Annotated in this window: 15 protein-coding genes; 7 read left to right on the forward strand and 8 right to left on the reverse strand. The window is 56.4% G+C overall.

Going from position 1 to position 16,444, the window contains the following annotated elements; all coding sequences use genetic code 11:
* Window positions 1-76: 76 nt before the first annotated feature.
* A complete protein-coding gene (locus tag ACR1XU_RS11970) occupies window positions 77-871 on the reverse strand; it encodes a helix-turn-helix transcriptional regulator (protein WP_480905140.1) in 795 nt (264 codons plus the stop codon).
* Window positions 872-988: 117 nt separating this feature from the next.
* On the opposite strand from ACR1XU_RS11970, the gene ACR1XU_RS11975 reads away from it, so the two are divergent.
* Genes ACR1XU_RS11975 through ACR1XU_RS12000 form a run of 6 tightly spaced genes read left to right on the forward strand, consistent with a single transcriptional unit; the run spans window position 989 to window position 6,605 of the window.
* On the forward strand, window positions 989-2,119 hold the full coding sequence (locus ACR1XU_RS11975) for an ABC transporter ATP-binding protein (protein WP_170806494.1): 1,131 nt from the start codon (window positions 989-991) through the stop codon (window positions 2,117-2,119).
* Between the two features lie 31 nt (window positions 2,120-2,150).
* On the forward strand, window positions 2,151-3,314 hold the full coding sequence (locus tag ACR1XU_RS11980) for a polyamine ABC transporter substrate-binding protein (RefSeq protein WP_170806495.1): 1,164 nt from the start codon (window positions 2,151-2,153) through the stop codon (window positions 3,312-3,314).
* 27 nt (window positions 3,315-3,341) lie between these two features.
* Window positions 3,342-4,193, forward strand: coding sequence for an ABC transporter permease (locus ACR1XU_RS11985; protein WP_321253960.1), 852 nt, complete (start codon window positions 3,342-3,344; stop codon window positions 4,191-4,193).
* 9 nt (window positions 4,194-4,202) lie between these two features.
* The gene (locus ACR1XU_RS11990; protein ID WP_170614528.1) at window positions 4,203-5,018 is read left to right on the forward strand and encodes an ABC transporter permease; all 816 of its coding nucleotides are present in this window, start codon (window positions 4,203-4,205) and stop codon (window positions 5,016-5,018) included.
* 35 nt (window positions 5,019-5,053) lie between these two features.
* Entirely contained in the window at window positions 5,054-5,812 is a 759-nt protein-coding gene (locus tag ACR1XU_RS11995) for an SDR family NAD(P)-dependent oxidoreductase (protein ID WP_480905255.1), read from the forward strand.
* A 16-nt stretch (window positions 5,813-5,828) separates the two neighbouring features.
* Entirely contained in the window at window positions 5,829-6,605 is a 777-nt protein-coding gene (locus ACR1XU_RS12000) for an SDR family NAD(P)-dependent oxidoreductase (RefSeq protein WP_480905145.1), read from the forward strand.
* 218 nt (window positions 6,606-6,823) lie between these two features.
* On the opposite strand, the gene ACR1XU_RS12005 is transcribed toward ACR1XU_RS12000, so the two are convergent.
* From ACR1XU_RS12005 to ACR1XU_RS12035, 7 genes are all read right to left on the reverse strand, one after another.
* Window positions 6,824-8,044 (reverse strand): aminopeptidase P family protein, encoded by a 1,221-nt coding sequence (locus tag ACR1XU_RS12005; RefSeq protein WP_480905148.1) that lies wholly within the window; start codon window positions 8,042-8,044, stop codon window positions 6,824-6,826.
* Between the two features lie 162 nt (window positions 8,045-8,206).
* Window positions 8,207-9,418 carry an ABC transporter permease gene (locus ACR1XU_RS12010; protein ID WP_170614525.1) on the reverse strand — a complete coding sequence of 404 codons (1,212 nt, stop codon included), beginning with the start codon at window positions 9,416-9,418 and terminating at the stop codon, window positions 8,207-8,209.
* Between the two features lie 5 nt (window positions 9,419-9,423).
* Window positions 9,424-10,698, reverse strand: a complete 1,275-nt coding sequence (locus tag ACR1XU_RS12015) for an ABC transporter permease (protein ID WP_170614524.1) — start codon at window positions 10,696-10,698, stop codon at window positions 9,424-9,426.
* Between the two features lie 72 nt (window positions 10,699-10,770).
* Window positions 10,771-11,862: an extracellular solute-binding protein gene (locus tag ACR1XU_RS12020; RefSeq protein ID WP_321253967.1), complete on the reverse strand. Its 1,092-nt coding sequence runs from the start codon at window positions 11,860-11,862 to the stop codon at window positions 10,771-10,773.
* Window positions 11,863-11,965: 103 nt separating this feature from the next.
* A complete protein-coding gene (locus ACR1XU_RS12025) occupies window positions 11,966-13,054 on the reverse strand; it encodes an ABC transporter ATP-binding protein (protein ID WP_170680565.1) in 1,089 nt (362 codons plus the stop codon).
* A 148-nt stretch (window positions 13,055-13,202) separates the two neighbouring features.
* Window positions 13,203-13,913 carry an aspartate racemase/maleate isomerase family protein gene (locus ACR1XU_RS12030; RefSeq protein WP_170680568.1) on the reverse strand — a complete coding sequence of 237 codons (711 nt, stop codon included), beginning with the start codon at window positions 13,911-13,913 and terminating at the stop codon, window positions 13,203-13,205.
* The gene (locus ACR1XU_RS12035) at window positions 13,910-15,055 is read right to left on the reverse strand and encodes a M24 family metallopeptidase (protein ID WP_480905153.1); all 1,146 of its coding nucleotides are present in this window, start codon (window positions 15,053-15,055) and stop codon (window positions 13,910-13,912) included. Before ACR1XU_RS12035 ends, ACR1XU_RS12030 begins: the two co-directional genes overlap by 4 nt.
* A gap of 192 nt (window positions 15,056-15,247) precedes the next feature.
* On the opposite strand from ACR1XU_RS12035, the gene ACR1XU_RS12040 reads away from it, so the two are divergent.
* Window positions 15,248-16,432, forward strand: coding sequence for a M24 family metallopeptidase (locus ACR1XU_RS12040; protein WP_480905156.1), 1,185 nt, complete (start codon window positions 15,248-15,250; stop codon window positions 16,430-16,432).
* The last annotated feature ends 12 nt before the right edge of the window (window positions 16,433-16,444 follow it).

The following is a 16,444-nucleotide window of genomic DNA, read 5'->3' on the forward strand; positions in this document are numbered from 1 at the left end:
AATAGTTATGCCTGCCAAACATTCTACCGCAGGGAACAGTTTCTGGAAAGCGCCAAACGGCACGTCACTGAAGGCTTCACTTTTCCTCCGGCCCCAACAGCGCGTCGATGAACCGCGAAAACAACTCTCCCTGAGACCGGATTCTAAGCTTGGAGTATATGTTCCGGCGGTGAATACGAACCGTTCCCGGAGAAATACCCAGTATTCGGCCAACGGCGTCAGCGGAATGGCCTTTGAGAGTAAACTCGACAACCTCCTTTTCGCGAGGCGTCAGAAGGCCTTCGTCAAACTTTTCAAACGCCTCGTCCACATTCAGCACCCGCCCCCTGCGGCGGGCATTTGCCGGTTTCTGCCCAAACTCTCCGGCCAATCCGTTCCAGTGATGCCTGCAGGTTTCACTGACCACCGGCCAGGCCTTTCCAAGTTCCCGGAAGTCCTTGGCGCTAAATGCCTTTTCTGCCCGCATCAACGAAACACAAACGGTTGCCTCGTCAGGCAGGTCAACTACATAGCAAATCTCTTCGGCCAAACCGGTCTGAACATAGTAATTTCGAAAGTACTCACCCTGATAAAACCGATCTGGTGCCAGATCACGTAACCGGTACAGACCTGGATCAATGGAATTTGCGCTGGCCAGGTAAAACGGATCCAGAAGATATGGACCCTCCTGATAATCCTCAACCATGATCTTCCGCTTCGATTTTGGGAAATCGTCAAACAGGTCGATCGGGCGCGCTGATCCAAGATACCCAAATATAACAGTATAGTCGAACCCACTGATTTCCTGCAGAGATTTCGAAAGCGTCTGGGAGAAATCGTCTGTTCCGATAGCAGCTATTACTGCGCCTGCTTCGGTCAACCAATCTGTCACAGCCGCCTCCTACTCAAATTTGAATACCACATTCGTGATATATACAAGAATCGACAAATTTTTTACCGTTTACCTGAAACAAGTGGTATTTCAAAAATGAGGATATGTCCCGAAAAAATGCCAAACGGTGAATATACCCAACAATCGGACAGATCGACAGGAAGCACTATCGCCGAGCTTCGCGGCGTGTCCAAAAGGTTTGGGGACGTGTTGGCGGCCAATGATCTAAACCTTAAAATCGCAGAAGGAGAGTTTCTGTCGTTTCTAGGTCCGTCCGGGTGCGGCAAGACAACGGCTCTTAGAATGCTGGCAGGTTTTGAAAGCCCGTCGGAAGGCGATGTTTTGCTGGACGGAGAGGTGGTGAACTCGCTGGATGCCCATCTGCGTCCGGTCAACATGGTGTTTCAGCATTACGCACTGTTCCCGCACCTGACCGTCGCACAGAATATTGGATACGGTCTGAAACAGCGGCGCCCGAAGCTGCCCAAAGCGACGATCGCGCAAAAGGTCAGCAAGGCATTGGAAATTGTTCGGCTCGAAGGGTACGAAGCGCGCCGAATTTGGGAAATGTCCGGTGGACAGCAACAACGCGTAGCACTTGCCCGAGCTATCGTGAACGAACCCAAGCTGCTGCTGCTTGATGAACCGCTGGCGGCGCTGGACAGAAAATTGCGCAAGGAAATGCAGATCGAGCTGCAAAACATCCAGCGCCGTCTGGGCATTACCTTTGTCCTAGTAACCCACGATCAGGAAGAAGCGCTGTCGATGAGTGACAGGATCTGCATCATGCGCGACGGCCGGATCGAGCAGGTCGGCAGCCCACAGGACCTGTATGACCGGCCAGCAAACCGATATGTGGCTGGTTTTGTTGGCACGACCAACATTTTCAACGGTTCGATCACTGAAACAAGTAACCAAAATGCCGATGTGCAGCTGGTTACCGGGCAAACCGTCACGGGACAGAACCCGTTCAATCTGAATGTGGGAGAAGCCGTCGGCCTGAGCGTTCGGCCTGAACAAATCCATCTCAGCAGGACATCAAAGGCAGAAACCGACATTGGGGTCACAGTCCTCAATCGCATCTTTCTGGGGGAACATACCGAATACCTGGTCAGGCATGACACACTGGGAGAGTTCCTGGTGTTGTCGCCACGCCAGTCAGAATTGAACGAGGGATCGTTCAAAGTGGATGAGCCGCTCTTTGCGTCCTGGAACGCCAGCAGAGCGCTCATCCTTTCCGGAGACTAACCTAACGGATCCAGCCAACAGGGGAAAACTCATGACAAAAACACCGGATCACATCTCGAAGCAGAAATTCATGGAAGAGCTGTACCGCTACAAGCGCGGTTCGGTCACACGCCGGCACTTTCTCGGTGTGACGGGTCTGGGGGCGGCGACGGCTGTGCTTGGCTCGGCCGTGCCGGGTCTTCGGCCAGGTCCCGCATGGGCATCCGGCGATATTGGGGATCGCGTGGTTCTCGCCACTTGGCCGAACTACCACGACACCGCCAATTTCGACGCCTTTGCCGAAGCGACCGGTGCCAATGTTCAGGTCAACGTCTTTGGGTCGAACGAAGAGATGTTGGCCAAGCTTCAGGCCGGGGCAACCGGCTGGGACGTGTACGTCCCGACCAATTACACCATCACCACCTATGTCAGTGAAGACCTGATCGAACCGCTCGATACATCGCGGCTGCCGAACTACGACGCGTCCGCCTATGACCCGCGCTATGCCGAGGCTGGCTCGGTCGATGGCAAGCTCTACGCCGTGCCCAAAAACTGGGGCTCGACCGGTTTTGTCGCCAATACCAGCCAACTCAACGGCGCGCCCACGCCGTCGAGCTGGAAAGAATTCTTTGATTTGACGATGGGAGATCTGTCTGGCGGTGCAATCGTACATGACTATCAGCTGACTACGATCGGGAACGCGCTCAAGTACTTTGGCTATTCCTTCAACTCGGTCGACGAGAAGGAACTGGCCGACGCCGAGAAACTGCTCATTGACGCAAAGCCACACCTGTTTGCAATTTCATCAGACATCCAGCCGTCCATGCGCAGCGGAGACGCGACACTGGCGATGGCCTGGTCTGGTGACGGCAAACAGCTTAACACCGACATGCCCGAGATCATGTACATCCTCGGCAAGGAAGGCGGCGAGTTGTGGAGCGATTACTACGCCATTCCGAAAGGGGCGCCCCACATGGATGCAGCCTATGCGCTGATCAACTACCTGCTGGATCCCGCCGTGAACGTCAAAGAGGTGCTGGCGCACGGCTACCCGACAGCAGATGCGAAATCGATCGCGATGTTGCCGGAGGAGTTGCAGAATGACCCGATCCTTTATCCGGCTCAGGAACTTCTGGACGCGCTTGAATTCGGTGCGGCGGTAACGCTGACCGATCCGAACCGCGCTGAACTTATGGCCCGGTTCAAATCTGCCTAAAGTCCGCAAACCGGAGATAAGAACGACATGAATGCGAGAACGCGCAACTGGCTCTTGCTGGCCCCGGCCGGGACCTGGTTCCTGGTGATGCTTGTGCTGCCGCTGACGGTCGTTCTTATCTTCAGCTTTGGGGAACGCGGCCCGGCTGGCGGCTATGTGCCGGCTTTCACGCTGGAACAATACGCCAACCTTCCGGCACGTTGGACGGCGTTCAAAAACACGATGGTGCTGGCCCCGGTCGGCACCATTGCCGCCTTGTTCATAGCCTATCCGCTGGCGTATTTTCTGGCCGTCAGGGCTGATCCTAAATGGAAAACCGTCCTGCTGGTTCTGGTGATCGTTCCGTTCTGGACCTCGATCCTGATCCGCAGCTATGCGTGGATATTCCTGCTGGGCGGGCGCGGTATTCCAGAACTGATCGACTTTATCGGGTTCGCAAAGCCACGTCTTATCAATACACCTTTCGCGGTCCTGATTGGCATCATCTATGGCTACCTTCCGCTGATGGTGTTTCCGATCTTCGTCAGTCTCGACCGGCTGGACAAGCGTCTGCTCGAAGCCTCTTCAGACCTTGGTGCCACACCTGTGCGGACCTTCCTGCAAGTGACTTTGCCGCTGTCGGTACCCGGCGTCGCCACGGGCTGTCTGCTCGTATTTATCCTCCTGATGGGGGAATTCCTGATCCCGGCGCTGCTGGGCGGAGGCAAAGTGTTCTTTGTTGGCAACGCGCTGGTCGATCTGTTCCTGCAATCGCGCAACTGGGCTTATGGATCGGCGGTGGCGGCAACGCTGGTATTCATCATGCTGATCTCGGTCACGATCTACATGCGCCTGATCTCGCGACTGGGGACCCAGCGCGAAGACGTATCGTTGATGTAGGGGGATAAGATGCGACTGTATGCTCTGTGCGTTTATTTGTTTCTCTACATCCCGATCGGGGTCATAGCGCTGTTCAGTTTTAATGCCGGACGCCATGCCAGCCAGCTGCAGGGTTTGTCCACGCAATGGTACGGCAAGGCGCTGAACAACCCGTTCGTCATGGATGCGTTGGAAACCAGCCTTATCGTGGCACTTGTATCGGCCACTCTGGCCTCTTTGTTCGGAACAATGGCGGCTGTGGGTTTGCAAGGTATCCGCGGGCCGATGCGCACGGCCTTCGACGGTTTGATCTACGTGGCCATCATGATCCCCGGCATCGTCATCGGAATTGCGACCCTGATCGCACTTGTCACCGTGTTCAACTTCGTGAACCCGGGTATTGCAGCGCTCTGGCCGGAAGGGGCTGAGCCCCCAAAGCTCAACATGGGTATGGGCTCTCTCATTGCGGCGCACACCATGTTCACGATGGCACTGGTCGTGATCATTGTTCGCGCAAGACTTTCCGGCATGGACGCCACCCTGACCGAGGCGTCGTCGGACCTCTATGCGACGCCATTTGGCACCTTCAGACAGGTCACCTTGCCATTAATCTTTCCAGCGATATTGGCCGGGTTTCTATTAAGCTTCACCTTCAGCTTTGACGATTTCATCATCGCATTCTTTGTCGCCGGGTCCGAGACAACGCTTCCAATCTACGTGTTTTCGTCAATCCGCCGCGGTGTCACGCCAGAGATCAACGCCATAGGCACAATGGTTCTGGCCGCGTCATTGGTCCTATTGATCACAGCCCAGGTCCTTCTGCGGAGGGGAGACAAGAAGAAATGACAGCTGTTAAGCTCATGAAGACACGTTCTGAAAAGATCTCTCTCGACGGTCGCATTGCCTTTGTGACCGGGGCAGGATCCGGTATCGGAAGGGCCAGTGCCATCTCGATGGCTGAGTGTGGAGCGCACGTTGTCGTAACCGATCTTGTCGGTGAACTGGCCGAAGCGACCGCCCAAAAAATCATGGAAAATGGCGGCAGTGCCGACAGCATTGCGCTGGACATGACGGATGACAGCGCCGTTGTTGGCTCACTCCGGACGACAATCGAAAAACTAGGCCGACTGGACATACTGCATTCGCACGCAGGTATTCAGGTCGAGGGCACGTTGGAACAGGTCAGCCCCGAAGGCATGGATGAAAGCTGGAGGTTAAACGTAAGGGCGCATTTCATTGCGGCACGGGCGGTGGTCGGGCAGATGCGTACTCAGGGCGGCGGCAGCGTCATTATCACTTCTTCCAATTCTGGGGTGCAGTACGACCGCGAAATGATTGCCTATGCGACCACGAAGCACGCAGTTGTGGCGATGGTGCGCCAGATGGCTGCGGACTATGCCAAGGACAATATCAGGTTCAATGCGCTGTGCCCCGGTTGGGTCGACACACCATTCAACGCTGGCTTTGAAACCCAGATGGGCGGGCGGCCGGCTCTGGAAAGCTATATCGCGAACAGCATTCCGATGGGACGTTGGGCGCAGGCCGATGAAATCGCCGATGCGGTGGTGTTCTTGGCCTCTGACATGTCCACCTTCATGACGGGCCACGCGTTGGTGATCGACGGGGGTGAGTGTATCTGAAAAAAGGGAGGGACTGATGGTTCAGCGGGCCAGACTGGAAGGAAAAACGGCCGTCATCACCGGCGGAGCAACAGGGATGGGGCGTGCTACGGCCCTGTTGTTCGCGCAGGAAGGCGCAACTGTTTCGGTCTTCGATATCAACGATGACGAGGGTCAGAAAACAGCTCAGATGATCCGTGATCAGGGCGGCCAAGCTAAGTTCTTTCACTGCGACGTCACCAGCGCCCGTGATATCGACACCGCATTTGATGCCTGCGTCGCCGAGTTCGGGGCATACGATGTGCTGTTCAATCATGCAGGCTCGATCATCGTAAAATCCCTGCATGAGACATCGGAAGAAGAATACGATTGGTTGATGGACCTGAACGTGAAATCTGCTTTTCTTGTTTGCAGACGCGCGGTGAAAGAGATGGCCGAGAACGGCGGTGGTTCGATCGTCATCACTTCGTCGATCGCAGCCGAGTTGGGGTACGCGTTGGAGTCCGTCTACTGCATGTCCAAGGCCGCCGTCCTGCAGCTGTCCCGCACGATCTCGACCGAGTATCGGGACGCCGGAATACGCTGCAACGCGATCTGTCCCGGATTTGTTGAAACAGCGCATGGGCTGAAGGAAATTGCTGAACTGGACGCCGCAGGCCAAGAATGGGAGGACAGCGGCATGGCCGCAACGCAGGGGCGCATTTGCTACCCTGAAGAAGTGGCCAGAACCGTGGTTTTCCTCGCCTCGGATGATGCGAGTTTCGTCAATGGAACAGCCACCTATGTCGACAACGGCTGGCACGCGAAGGGTTGAAGACTGGAGAGCGGGTGGAAACTGATTTCCGAAGGCTTGGCATTCCCAGAAGGACGGCCGCCCTGCCCGCGTCTGGCTGCCTAAATCTACATCTCGTGGGAATTTCGACTTTCGGGCAATCTCCATACGTCGAAAACCGGAACACTATTGTTGCCGATGTTTGCCTGCTCGGCGCGCATCCCAAAAAGGGTGGAGCAAAAGCTCCACCCCCTTGATCATCAGGCACCGATAATGTTGTGACCCGGTCCGTATGGGAAACCGGTGATGTTTTCGGCCCCGTCTTCACCCACCACCAGAATATCGTGTTCCCGGTAACCGCCCGCACCGGGCTGGCCTTCGGGAATCCACAGCATCGGCTCGATCGATACGACCATTCCGGGTTCCAGCACAGTGTCGATGTCCTCACGCAATTCCAGACCGGCCTCACGACCATAGTAATGACTCAGAACACCAAAAGAGTGGCCATAGCCGAAAGAACGATACTGAAGCAGGCCTTCGTCGGCAAAGAACCGGTTGATCTCAGCAGTGATGCCGGAACAGGTGGCGCCTGGCTTGATCAGGCTGAGGCCAAGTTCGTGCGCGGCCACGTTTGCCTTCCAAAGGCGCAGGCTGTCGGCATCCGGCTCGCCCAGAAACAGGGTCCGTTCCAGTGCGGTATAATAGCCCGAGATCATCGGGAAGGTGTTCAGGGACAGGATATCGCCCTTTTGCAGCGCGCGTTTTGTCACCGGGTTATGTGCGCCATCGGTGTTCAGACCAGATTGGAACCAAACCCAGGTGTCGCGGTATTCGGCATCCGGATAGGCACGCGCGATTTCCTCTTCCATCGCGTCTCGACCCGCCATTGCAACTTCGATCTCGGTTACGCCTTCGCGGATGGCCGCGTGAATGGCCGCACCGCCAACATCCGCAGTGCGCGCGCCGCCCTTGATCAGTTCAATTTCCTCTGCGGATTTGACCATACGAGCCGCCATCGTATCGGGCGCGACATCGACCAACTCGGGGGAGCCCAGCATGTGCAGGGCAGTTTCACGCGCCGCAATTGTCATGTGGTCGCTTTCGATCCCGACCCGCTTGGCGTTTCCGATCAGACTTGCAACGGCACGCCAGTAGTTGTCGCGCTTCCAGTCGGTGTAGATCACGTTGTCTTCAACCGACCGGCGCCACGGTTGCCCGGCATCGATATTGGCGGACACGGTGGTGCAGTTGTCTTGGGTCACAACGCAGCCATACGGGCGACCGAAGGAACAATACAGAAAGCCCGAGTAGTAGGCGATGTTCTGCATCGACGTCAGCAGCACGACGGGGATATCCCGCTTGGCCATGATGGCGCGCAGCTTGCCAAGACGGCGGTCATACTCGGCCTTGCTGAACGGCAACGGGGCCTTGTCACCATTGTGGCAGGTGAAGAACTCGGGGCGGTTTGAAATGTCAGTCATCTTTGGTCTCTCATCCTTGCCGGGTGTGCAATCCCCGGCCACATGTCCCGGCGTTCAGGACAGGCGGTCTCGGGGTCCGAGAGCCGATCACCTCCTTAGACGCCGCGACGCCATCGCGGCGGAGATGAACAGGTGAATCGATAGATCAGACTGTTTGCTACGTCAAGCGGGCGAAAGACCCCGCAACCGTTCGGAACGGCGCCGCAACAGTTCGACCGTGGTCAACAGGGCAATCGACAAGACCACCAGGATTGTCGCAACCGCCAGAATGGTCGGGCTGATCTGCTCACGCAGGCCGGTGAACATCTGCCACGGCAAGGTCTTCTGGCTGGCGGAACCGACAAACAGTACCACGACCACTTCGTCGAATGACGTGATGAAGGCAAACAGACCACCCGAGATGACGCCGGGCAGGATCAGCGGCATCTGGATCTTGAAGAAGGTCCGCACCGGCCCCGCGCCCATATTGGCCGCAGCCCGGGTCAGGGACCGGTCAAAACCGACCAGAGTCGCCGTCACGGTTATGATCACAAAGGGAATACCCAGCACGGCGTGGGCCAAAATCACTTTCAGATAGCCCACGAAGTTCTTGTTCATGCCCAGCGTGCCTTCAAGGAACCGTCCGATATCGCTGTAGAAAAAGAACATGCCCGTCGCCGAGATGATCAGCGGGACAATCATCGGAGAAATCAGAATTCCCATGATCGCGCGGCGCCCGGGAACGTGGGACTGGCTAAGACCAATGGCGGCCAGAGTTCCCAGCGATACCGAAATAACCGTCGCAATCGGCGCAATGATGAGCGAGTTCTTGAAGCTGCGCTGCCATTCGTTGTTGGTGAAGAAGTCCCGATAGTGCTTGAGCGAATAGCCTTCCGGGTCCAGACGCAGCATCTCGGGCGTAAAGGTGAAGAAGTCCTGCGCGTTGAACGACAGCGGCAGCACCACAAGGATCGGCGTGATCAGGAAGACGAAGATCGCACCACAGATCACGCGAAACAGATAGTGGTAAAATACCTGTTGCGCTGTCAGGTACGGCAACAGCTTGCGCCGATAGCGCCCCTCGTACAGCCAGTAGATAAACCAGACGAAAAACCAGCCGCCGAGCAAACCCAACACGCCGCCCATCAGGCCGGCCACCAAAAAACCTATGACGCCGAATCCGACGATGTTGATCCACCGTGCCAGTTTTTCATTCTTAACAAGATTTATGTAGACCCAGGCCAGCCCCGTGATCAGGACAGCTCCGCCCAGAATGCCAAGAAAAACCGAGCCATTTCCGGCGCCGACAAAGATGCCGGCAAAAGCCCCCGCCAGTGCGACACTGGGCAGAACCATGGACATGGGTTTGCGGGATATCGGTGTCAGTGCAGCCATCTTGATTATCCCAACTTCACGTTATCGATGCCCACGATCTTGTCGTAGACCCAGTAGAGCAGCAGCACGACCCCCAGAAGGATCGTACCCAAGGCCGCGGCAAGCCCCCAGTTCAATGAGGACGAGATGTGATAGGCGATCCGGTTCGAAATAAAGACGCCTTTGGTCCCGCCCACGATCTCGGGCGTGATGTAGTAACCGATCGCCAGAATGAACACGAGGATCGACCCGGCGCCGATCCCCGGAATGGATTGCGGGAAGTAGATACGCCAGAAAGTCGTCCAGTTCGTCGCACCCATGGATTTGGCCGCGCGCGTGTAAGTGGCCGGAATGGTCTGCATCACTGAATACATTGGCAGGATCATAAACGGCAGCAAGATATGCGTCATCGCGACGATTGTGCCGATCTGGTTGTTGATGATGATCAGTCGAGAGTCGTCCGCTACCAGCCCCAACCAAACAAGTGTATCGTTTATGACCCCCTGTTGTTGCAACATGACTTTCCAGGCCGATGTCCGAACCAGAAGGGATGTCCAGAATGGCAGCAGCACCAGGATCATCAACAGGTTCGACACCCGCATCGGAAGCGTCGCCAATAGATAGCTGACAGGGTACGCAAGCAAGATACAGGCACCCGTAATGACGAGCGACATGAACAGCGTGCGTCCGAAAAGCTTGATGAGGATCTGCTTGTCTTCCGGTTGGGCCTGCGCCCCTTCCGGCGTTCTGCGCATATCGACGGCATTCAGGAAGTAACCGTTGGTGATCGTCGGTGAATGGGTTTTCATCACCCGCCAGGTTTGCGGATCCCCCCAGCCGTCGTGGATCTCGATCAACTTCTCCTTGAACGGCCCGTCCGTTTCAGGATCCAGTTTTTTGATCTGACGCCCGGATTTGCGGAACATCGAGGACATACCAGTCTCTTCATAGTTCAAACGCGTGCCGAGCTTTGTGTGCTCTTTGTTGTCAATCGCAACAATCATGTCGCGCACGAATGCGTCATACACATCCTCGCCCGGCAACTCTCCTGATTGTTCGTCCCAGTTGTTCAGGGCCTCAACAGTCAATGGAAGAGTGTCGGACACGATGCTGTTTTCAACCGACCGGAACAGCATCGATGCAATGGGAACAAGGAATGAAAACAGGACAAACAGAAGAAGCGGCGCAACCAACATCAACGCCCGGAGCTTTTGCCGTCGTAGCGAACGCGCCAGCGACTGCTTAAGCGGTGTTCCATCAGCGGCCAGCATGGGGCCCGCGTTTTGGGTTGCGTCAGTCATTGTTGTCCCTTGGCTTTTTCTGGGTCAGGGGCAGGAATCCGCCCCTGACAGTGTCACCAATTCAACGGCTGCTTATTGCGCCAGCCACGCCTGGAATTTGGCGTCGATATCGTCGCGGTAGTCAGCCCAGAACTCGTAGTTGTAAAGGAACGTGTTCTTGGCGTTCTCCGGATCGGTCGGCATGTGCGGTGCCATGTCGATACCCAGATCGGCGTGCTGACCAACCAACGGAGCCGACGAAGCGCGTGCCGGGCCGTACGAGATGTACTTGGCCTGATCCGCCAGACGCTGCGTATCGGTCGCGAACATAATGTAGTCCAGCGCACGCTGCTGACGCTCTTCGCTCAGGCCGGCCGGGATGATCCAGCCGTCCAGATCGAACACCTGCGCGTCCCAAAGCATGGCGACGGGCTGCTTCTGCTCTTCGATCACGCTGAACAAACGGCCGTTATAGGTCGAACCCATCACAACCTCGCCATCGGCCAGCAACTGCGGTGTGTCCGCACCGGCGGACCACCAGACAACGCTGTCTTTGATGGTGTCCAGCTTGGCCAGCGCCTGGTCCTGACCCTCGGCAGTGGCCAAGACGTCATAGACGTCATCCTTGGCCACGCCATCACAAAGCAGCGCCCATTCCATATTGTTGATGGGGCGTTTTTCCAGCGAACGCTTGCCGGGATAGGTTTCCAGATCGAACACGGCGCAGATGTCGGTCGGTGGCGTATCGCCCACCAGATCGGTGCGGTAACCGAAGGTGGTGGAGTAGACGATCTGCGGGATAAAGCAGTCGCTGACCAGCAGGTCGCCGAAATCCTCGGAGGCCGGTGTGCCATCGGGGGCCGGAGCGAGTTGGGTGTCAAAGTCGATTTCAAGCGCAAGCCCTTCATCGCACAGACGAATTGCATCCGCAGCGACCACGTCAACCACATCCCAGGTGATGTTGCCCGCTTCGTTCATCGCACGTAGCTTGGCCACAGCTTCGTTCGAGCTGTCATCGTTCAGGATGGTCACCCCGGTCTTCTCGGAATAGGGCTCGTGATAGGCCTTCAGCTGCGACTTGGAATAGGCCCCACCCCAGGAAACGATGGTCATTTCCTGTGCGAAGGCACCGCCAGCAACCACCCCGAGTGCCGCTGCTGTCAACAATGTTTTGGTTGTTTTCATGTATAACTCCCAGTTCTTCCCGTTTATGTGTGTGGTCGGCTGATGCACGGGTATTCACCAGCCAGTCCCTCAGTGAGGTCGCGCTTGTTCCGCGCGACTTGGTCTATGCGTCGAGCGCACGACAATCCTGAGCCAGCCAGCCAATCTCGATCTCCTGCCCCGGGGACAGGCGGATTGCGTCTGGTGCGTTCCGGGTTTTGACGATGAAGTCATCGTTCCCTGCGACGGACATCCGGAACCGGAAAACGTCGCCCATATAAATGAACTCTTCGACGGTTGCCTTCAAAGTATGCGCATCCGCGTGCAGGCGATTCTTGTTGAATTCTACCCGCTCAGGCCGGATCGACACCTTGGTCCGTTCACCCGGTTTGTGAACATTGATCGGAACCGCGTCGATTTCAGAGCCATCATCCAGTTGGACAACACATGTGCCACCACCAATCGATTTAACGACACCTTCCAAGGTGTTGTTTTCCCCGATGAATTGCGCAACAAAGCTGTTTTCCGGTTCTTCGTATAGCTGATCAGGCGGCGCAAGCTGCTGAATGCGGCCATCGTCAAACACGGCAACACGATCTGACATGGTCAGGGCCTCGGTCTGGTCGTGGGTAACGTAGACCGTGGTGATTCCCAGTTCATGCGCAAGGCGCGTGATTTCGAACTGCATATGCTCACGCAGCTGTTTGTCCAATGCGCCCAGGGGTTCGTCCATCAAAACCAGTTCGGGTTCGAAAACCAGGGCACGCGCCAACGCGATCCGCTGTTGTTGGCCACCGGACAACTGAGCCGGACGTCGGCCTCCAAATTGGCCCATCTGAACCATGTCCAAAGCGCGCTGAACCTTTTCCTCCCGCTCGGACTTGCCCAGCTTGCGGACCTCCAACGGGAACGACAGGTTTTCGGCCACTGTCATGTGCGGAAACAGAGCATAGTTCTGGAAAACCATACCGATTCCGCGCTTGTGCGGTGGAATATTGTTGATGGGCTTGCCATCAAGCAGGATTTCACCGTGGGTGGCGGTTTCAAACCCTGCGAGCATCATAAGACATGTCGTCTTACCCGAACCTGACGGCCCGAGCATTGTCAGAAACTCACCCTTGGGCATCGCAAGATTTAGATCTTTAACGACGAGGTTCTCGCCATCATAAGACTTCTGAACGCGTTGGAATTCGACAAACGCGGCGTCGTTCATTGTACCGGTCACAAGACCCCCTGTTTCGTCAAATGATTATCCGAGAGTTTCGGATTTCATTGATCTGTAAGCAGCAGTTAAGACCATGCAGTAGGCACTTGGCAACAATATATAGCGCATTTCCGCATTTTGAATTTAACTTTACCGCTCAGTGAACACCGTTGAGGCGACGCATATGCCATGCAAGGCTTTGATTACTCGAAAGAACCGGCTTGCCGATCCGCTCACGAATCTCGGGGATAGCTTCAAGGGTGCGAAGGTTCGTGCAGCTAAGGAAGACGGCTTCAACCGACGGATCAGATCCCAGTTCAGTTGCGGCTTCAACCACGGATTGGACCGAAATCCGCGCAACCTTTGCCTCTTCGGCCTGCCCGAAGGTTCCAAATACATCCATGGTTATTCCGTTTTCCGAGAACGCGTTTCGCAGCGGTGCGTTGACCTCCTCGATGTAAGGGGAAAGCAGCGCGAACTTCGAAACACCCAGGTCCGCTGCGCAGGCCGTGGCGGCACGCAATGGGTTTGTCACTTCGTCGGTATTGCACGCCTGCTTTACAAGCTCTGCCACACGCTCTGATCCAATGACCGAACTGGCCGACGTGCAGCCATATCCAACCACCCGAAAAGGCCGCGCGCCTGGCAACAACCTCGCCGCCGCCGGCAGGGCTTTCTCCATTTCCGCGAGGCTTTCGGTTGTTACCTCGATTCCACTGGGTATTCGCGTTATGTAAAGCGGGTTCTTCCGGTCTGAGAAATACGCACTGAATTCCGGCTCAATCGTTTCGTCGACTTGCAGAACAATCAACCCAAGCGGCGAAGCCTGCGGGTCGTCTTCGTCAAGTGTGTAGGGAACGTGGGTCATAGTTCGATCATCTCCGGCCCGATGCGCGGGCTGATAAACCGCGGGGCGTCGGCAGTTACAACGATGTTTTCTTCGTGAACCAAAATTTTGTCACCAACCGCAATACCCGGCTCCAACGTCAGCACCATACCAGGTTCAAGAACGGTTTGGTCCATCGGGATAAGAGACGGCCATTCGGTCAGCGACATCCCCAACCCGTGCCCCAGTCGCCCTGCATCCGTGCCTTCAGAGTCCTTGGTCAGCACCGTATTCATGGCATGAAACAAGTCCGCCGCGGTCGCACCGGGTCGCGCGATTTCGAACGCGGCGTCCGACGCTTCAATCAACCTGGCGTAGGCAGATTTCACATCCGGACTTGCAGGGCCCACAGACCAGTTGCGGTCGAAGTCGCTGAAATACCCGTCCCAGACCAGGCCGGTGTCAAGCATCAGTACATCGCCAATCGCCAAAGGCGACGAAGAGGCAGGCGAAATCACGTCGGAGTAACCGCCCTGCTCTGCCCCACCAGCGAGATACGGCACCCAGTCGGCACCTTCCTCCAGACAGAGTATCTGGAAACGACGAAAAACCTCATCCAAAGGCACGCCGACCCGGGCAATCTCGGGAACTCGAGCGAATGCCCGACCGGCTATGCCGCATGCGGTTTCGATTTTGGTGATCTCTGCCTGGGATTTGATCATGCGCAGTTGGCGTAAAATACCGTGGTCTCCTGTGACACGGCGCGAGCCAAGACTGATACGCAGACGTTCAATATCCAACATGGGCATACGCGCGTGGGTCTCGTGACCATCGGGCATTCCGATACGACCGTCGGCTGGCGTCAACTCCATCAGGGTATCGGCCAGAAGCGAGATGCCGTCGTCCTGCAGGTCGGGTGAACTCCACGTTCGGATATCATCAATCCAGGTCTGCCCCATCAGCGAAGCACCGATTGAGGGGATAACGGCGACAGGTTTACCGGCTGCAGGCAAGATCAGGAACCAGGGGCGGGTCGGGCTTTCCCAGAACCTGGTCAGGTATCCGGTAAAGTACCGCACGTCAGTTTCCGTGGTAAGCAACAGCGCGGACAATCCTGCGTCATCCATCAACGCCTGCGCGCGTTTGGTACGATTCGCGAATTCTGTTGGCTCGAACCCCCTCATTCGGCGACCTCAGTGCTGGCGCCCCACATGCAGGCCGAAACGTTGGAACGATACGGCACAGATAGCGCATTTCTTCGGTCCAATCGGTGTGGATTGATATCGGTCTTCATGCCCCCCCCAATTTTGGTTCGTTGACGTGAGCCGATCGGTAGGGTTCTGTCAACCAAAGTCTGTTGCTAACTGGAGACGCCTATGACCCATTCCGATCCAGCCTTCAGTCAGGCCGAGTATGATCGCCGTCTTGCCAAGACCCGAGAGGCGATGGTTGCAAAGGGAATAGACTGCCTATTTGTCGAAGATCCCTCGAACATCGGGTGGCTCACCGGGTACGAGGGTTGGTCTTTTTACGTTCACCAGGGCGTCCTGATTTTTCTGGACGCGGACCCGATCTGGTGGGGACGCCGTCAGGACACAAACGGCGCGCTGCGCACAGTGTGGATGGGGGACGATCGGGTTTTCGGATACGCGGATCATTTCGTGCAATCGACCACACGGCATCCGATGCAGGATTTGGCGCAGCTGATTGTCAGATGCGGGCATGGCGCTAGCCGAATTGGGGTGGAACTGGACAACTACTACTACTCGGCCAAAGCCCATATTGCGCTGACGTCTGAATTGCCTGAGGCAACAGTGATTGATGCAACGGCTTTGGTAAACTGGCAACGAGCCGTGAAATCCGACGAAGAAATCACCCTGATGCGCAAGGCGGCCCGAATATCGGAATTTGTTACTGACGGCGTCCTTGAACGCGTTGAACCCGGGTTGCGAAAGAATGAACTGGTCGCGCAGATATACCATGATGCGATAACGGGCGTAGGTGATGATTGGGGGGACTACGCCGCCATCGTGCCACTTCTGCCGTCAGGGTCCGACGCCGCCGCGCCGCATCTGACTTGGAATGGTGATGTTTTCAAGTCGGGTGAATGCACGTTCTTTGAGCTTTCAGGGTGCTATCGCCGCTATCACGCGCCTTTCTGTCGATCGGTATTTCTGGGTCAGCCACCTGATCACCTCAAAAGAGCCGAGGAAGCTTTGGTTGAAGGGCTGGAAGCAGGTCTGGAGGCCGCAAGGCCCGGCAATCGTGCAAGTGATATCGCCAAGGCGCTGGCCGCACCGCTCGAACGCGCCGGGATCGAACGCGGTGCTCGCTGCGGCTATCCCATCGGCCTCAGCTATCCTCCGGATTGGGGTGAACGCACGATTTCGCTGCGGGACGAAGACAATACGATCCTCGAAGCTGGCATGACGTTTCATTTTATGCCGGGACTTTGGATGGATGATTGGGGTCTTGCGATTACCGAGTCGATCCTGATCAGGGAAAGCGGGCCTGCAGAGTGTTTGTGCCAACGACCACGAAAAATGATTGTGAAACCCTGAAAACGGCACGGA

The sequence above is a fragment of the Ruegeria sp. D1(2025) genome, from assembly GCF_056536425.1.

What these genes read in the sequence shown, in the direction of transcription:
- ACR1XU_RS11975 (WP_170806494.1), top strand. Translation starts at nt 989, where the DNA reads ATGCCAAACGGTGAATATACCCAACAATCGGACAGATCGACAGGAAGC.
- ACR1XU_RS11980 (WP_170806495.1), top strand. Translation starts at nt 2,151, where the DNA reads ATGACAAAAACACCGGATCACATCTCGAAGCAGAAATTCATGGAAGAG.
- ACR1XU_RS11985 (WP_321253960.1), top strand. Translation starts at nt 3,342, where the DNA reads ATGAATGCGAGAACGCGCAACTGGCTCTTGCTGGCCCCGGCCGGGACC.
- ACR1XU_RS11990 (WP_170614528.1), top strand. Translation starts at nt 4,203, where the DNA reads ATGCGACTGTATGCTCTGTGCGTTTATTTGTTTCTCTACATCCCGATC.
- ACR1XU_RS12000 (WP_480905145.1), top strand. Translation starts at nt 5,829, where the DNA reads ATGGTTCAGCGGGCCAGACTGGAAGGAAAAACGGCCGTCATCACCGGC.
- ACR1XU_RS12005 (WP_480905148.1), bottom strand. Translation starts at nt 8,044, where the DNA reads ATGACTGACATTTCAAACCGCCCCGAGTTCTTCACCTGCCACAATGGT.
- ACR1XU_RS12010 (WP_170614525.1), bottom strand. Translation starts at nt 9,418, where the DNA reads ATGGCTGCACTGACACCGATATCCCGCAAACCCATGTCCATGGTTCTG.
- ACR1XU_RS12015 (WP_170614524.1), bottom strand. Translation starts at nt 10,698, where the DNA reads ATGACTGACGCAACCCAAAACGCGGGCCCCATGCTGGCCGCTGATGGA.
- ACR1XU_RS12020 (WP_321253967.1), bottom strand. Translation starts at nt 11,862, where the DNA reads ATGAAAACAACCAAAACATTGTTGACAGCAGCGGCACTCGGGGTGGTT.
- ACR1XU_RS12025 (WP_170680565.1), bottom strand. Translation starts at nt 13,054, where the DNA reads ATGAACGACGCCGCGTTTGTCGAATTCCAACGCGTTCAGAAGTCTTAT.
- ACR1XU_RS12030 (WP_170680568.1), bottom strand. Translation starts at nt 13,913, where the DNA reads ATGACCCACGTTCCCTACACACTTGACGAAGACGACCCGCAGGCTTCG.
- ACR1XU_RS12035 (WP_480905153.1), bottom strand. Translation starts at nt 15,055, where the DNA reads ATGAGGGGGTTCGAGCCAACAGAATTCGCGAATCGTACCAAACGCGCG.
- ACR1XU_RS12040 (WP_480905156.1), top strand. Translation starts at nt 15,248, where the DNA reads ATGACCCATTCCGATCCAGCCTTCAGTCAGGCCGAGTATGATCGCCGT.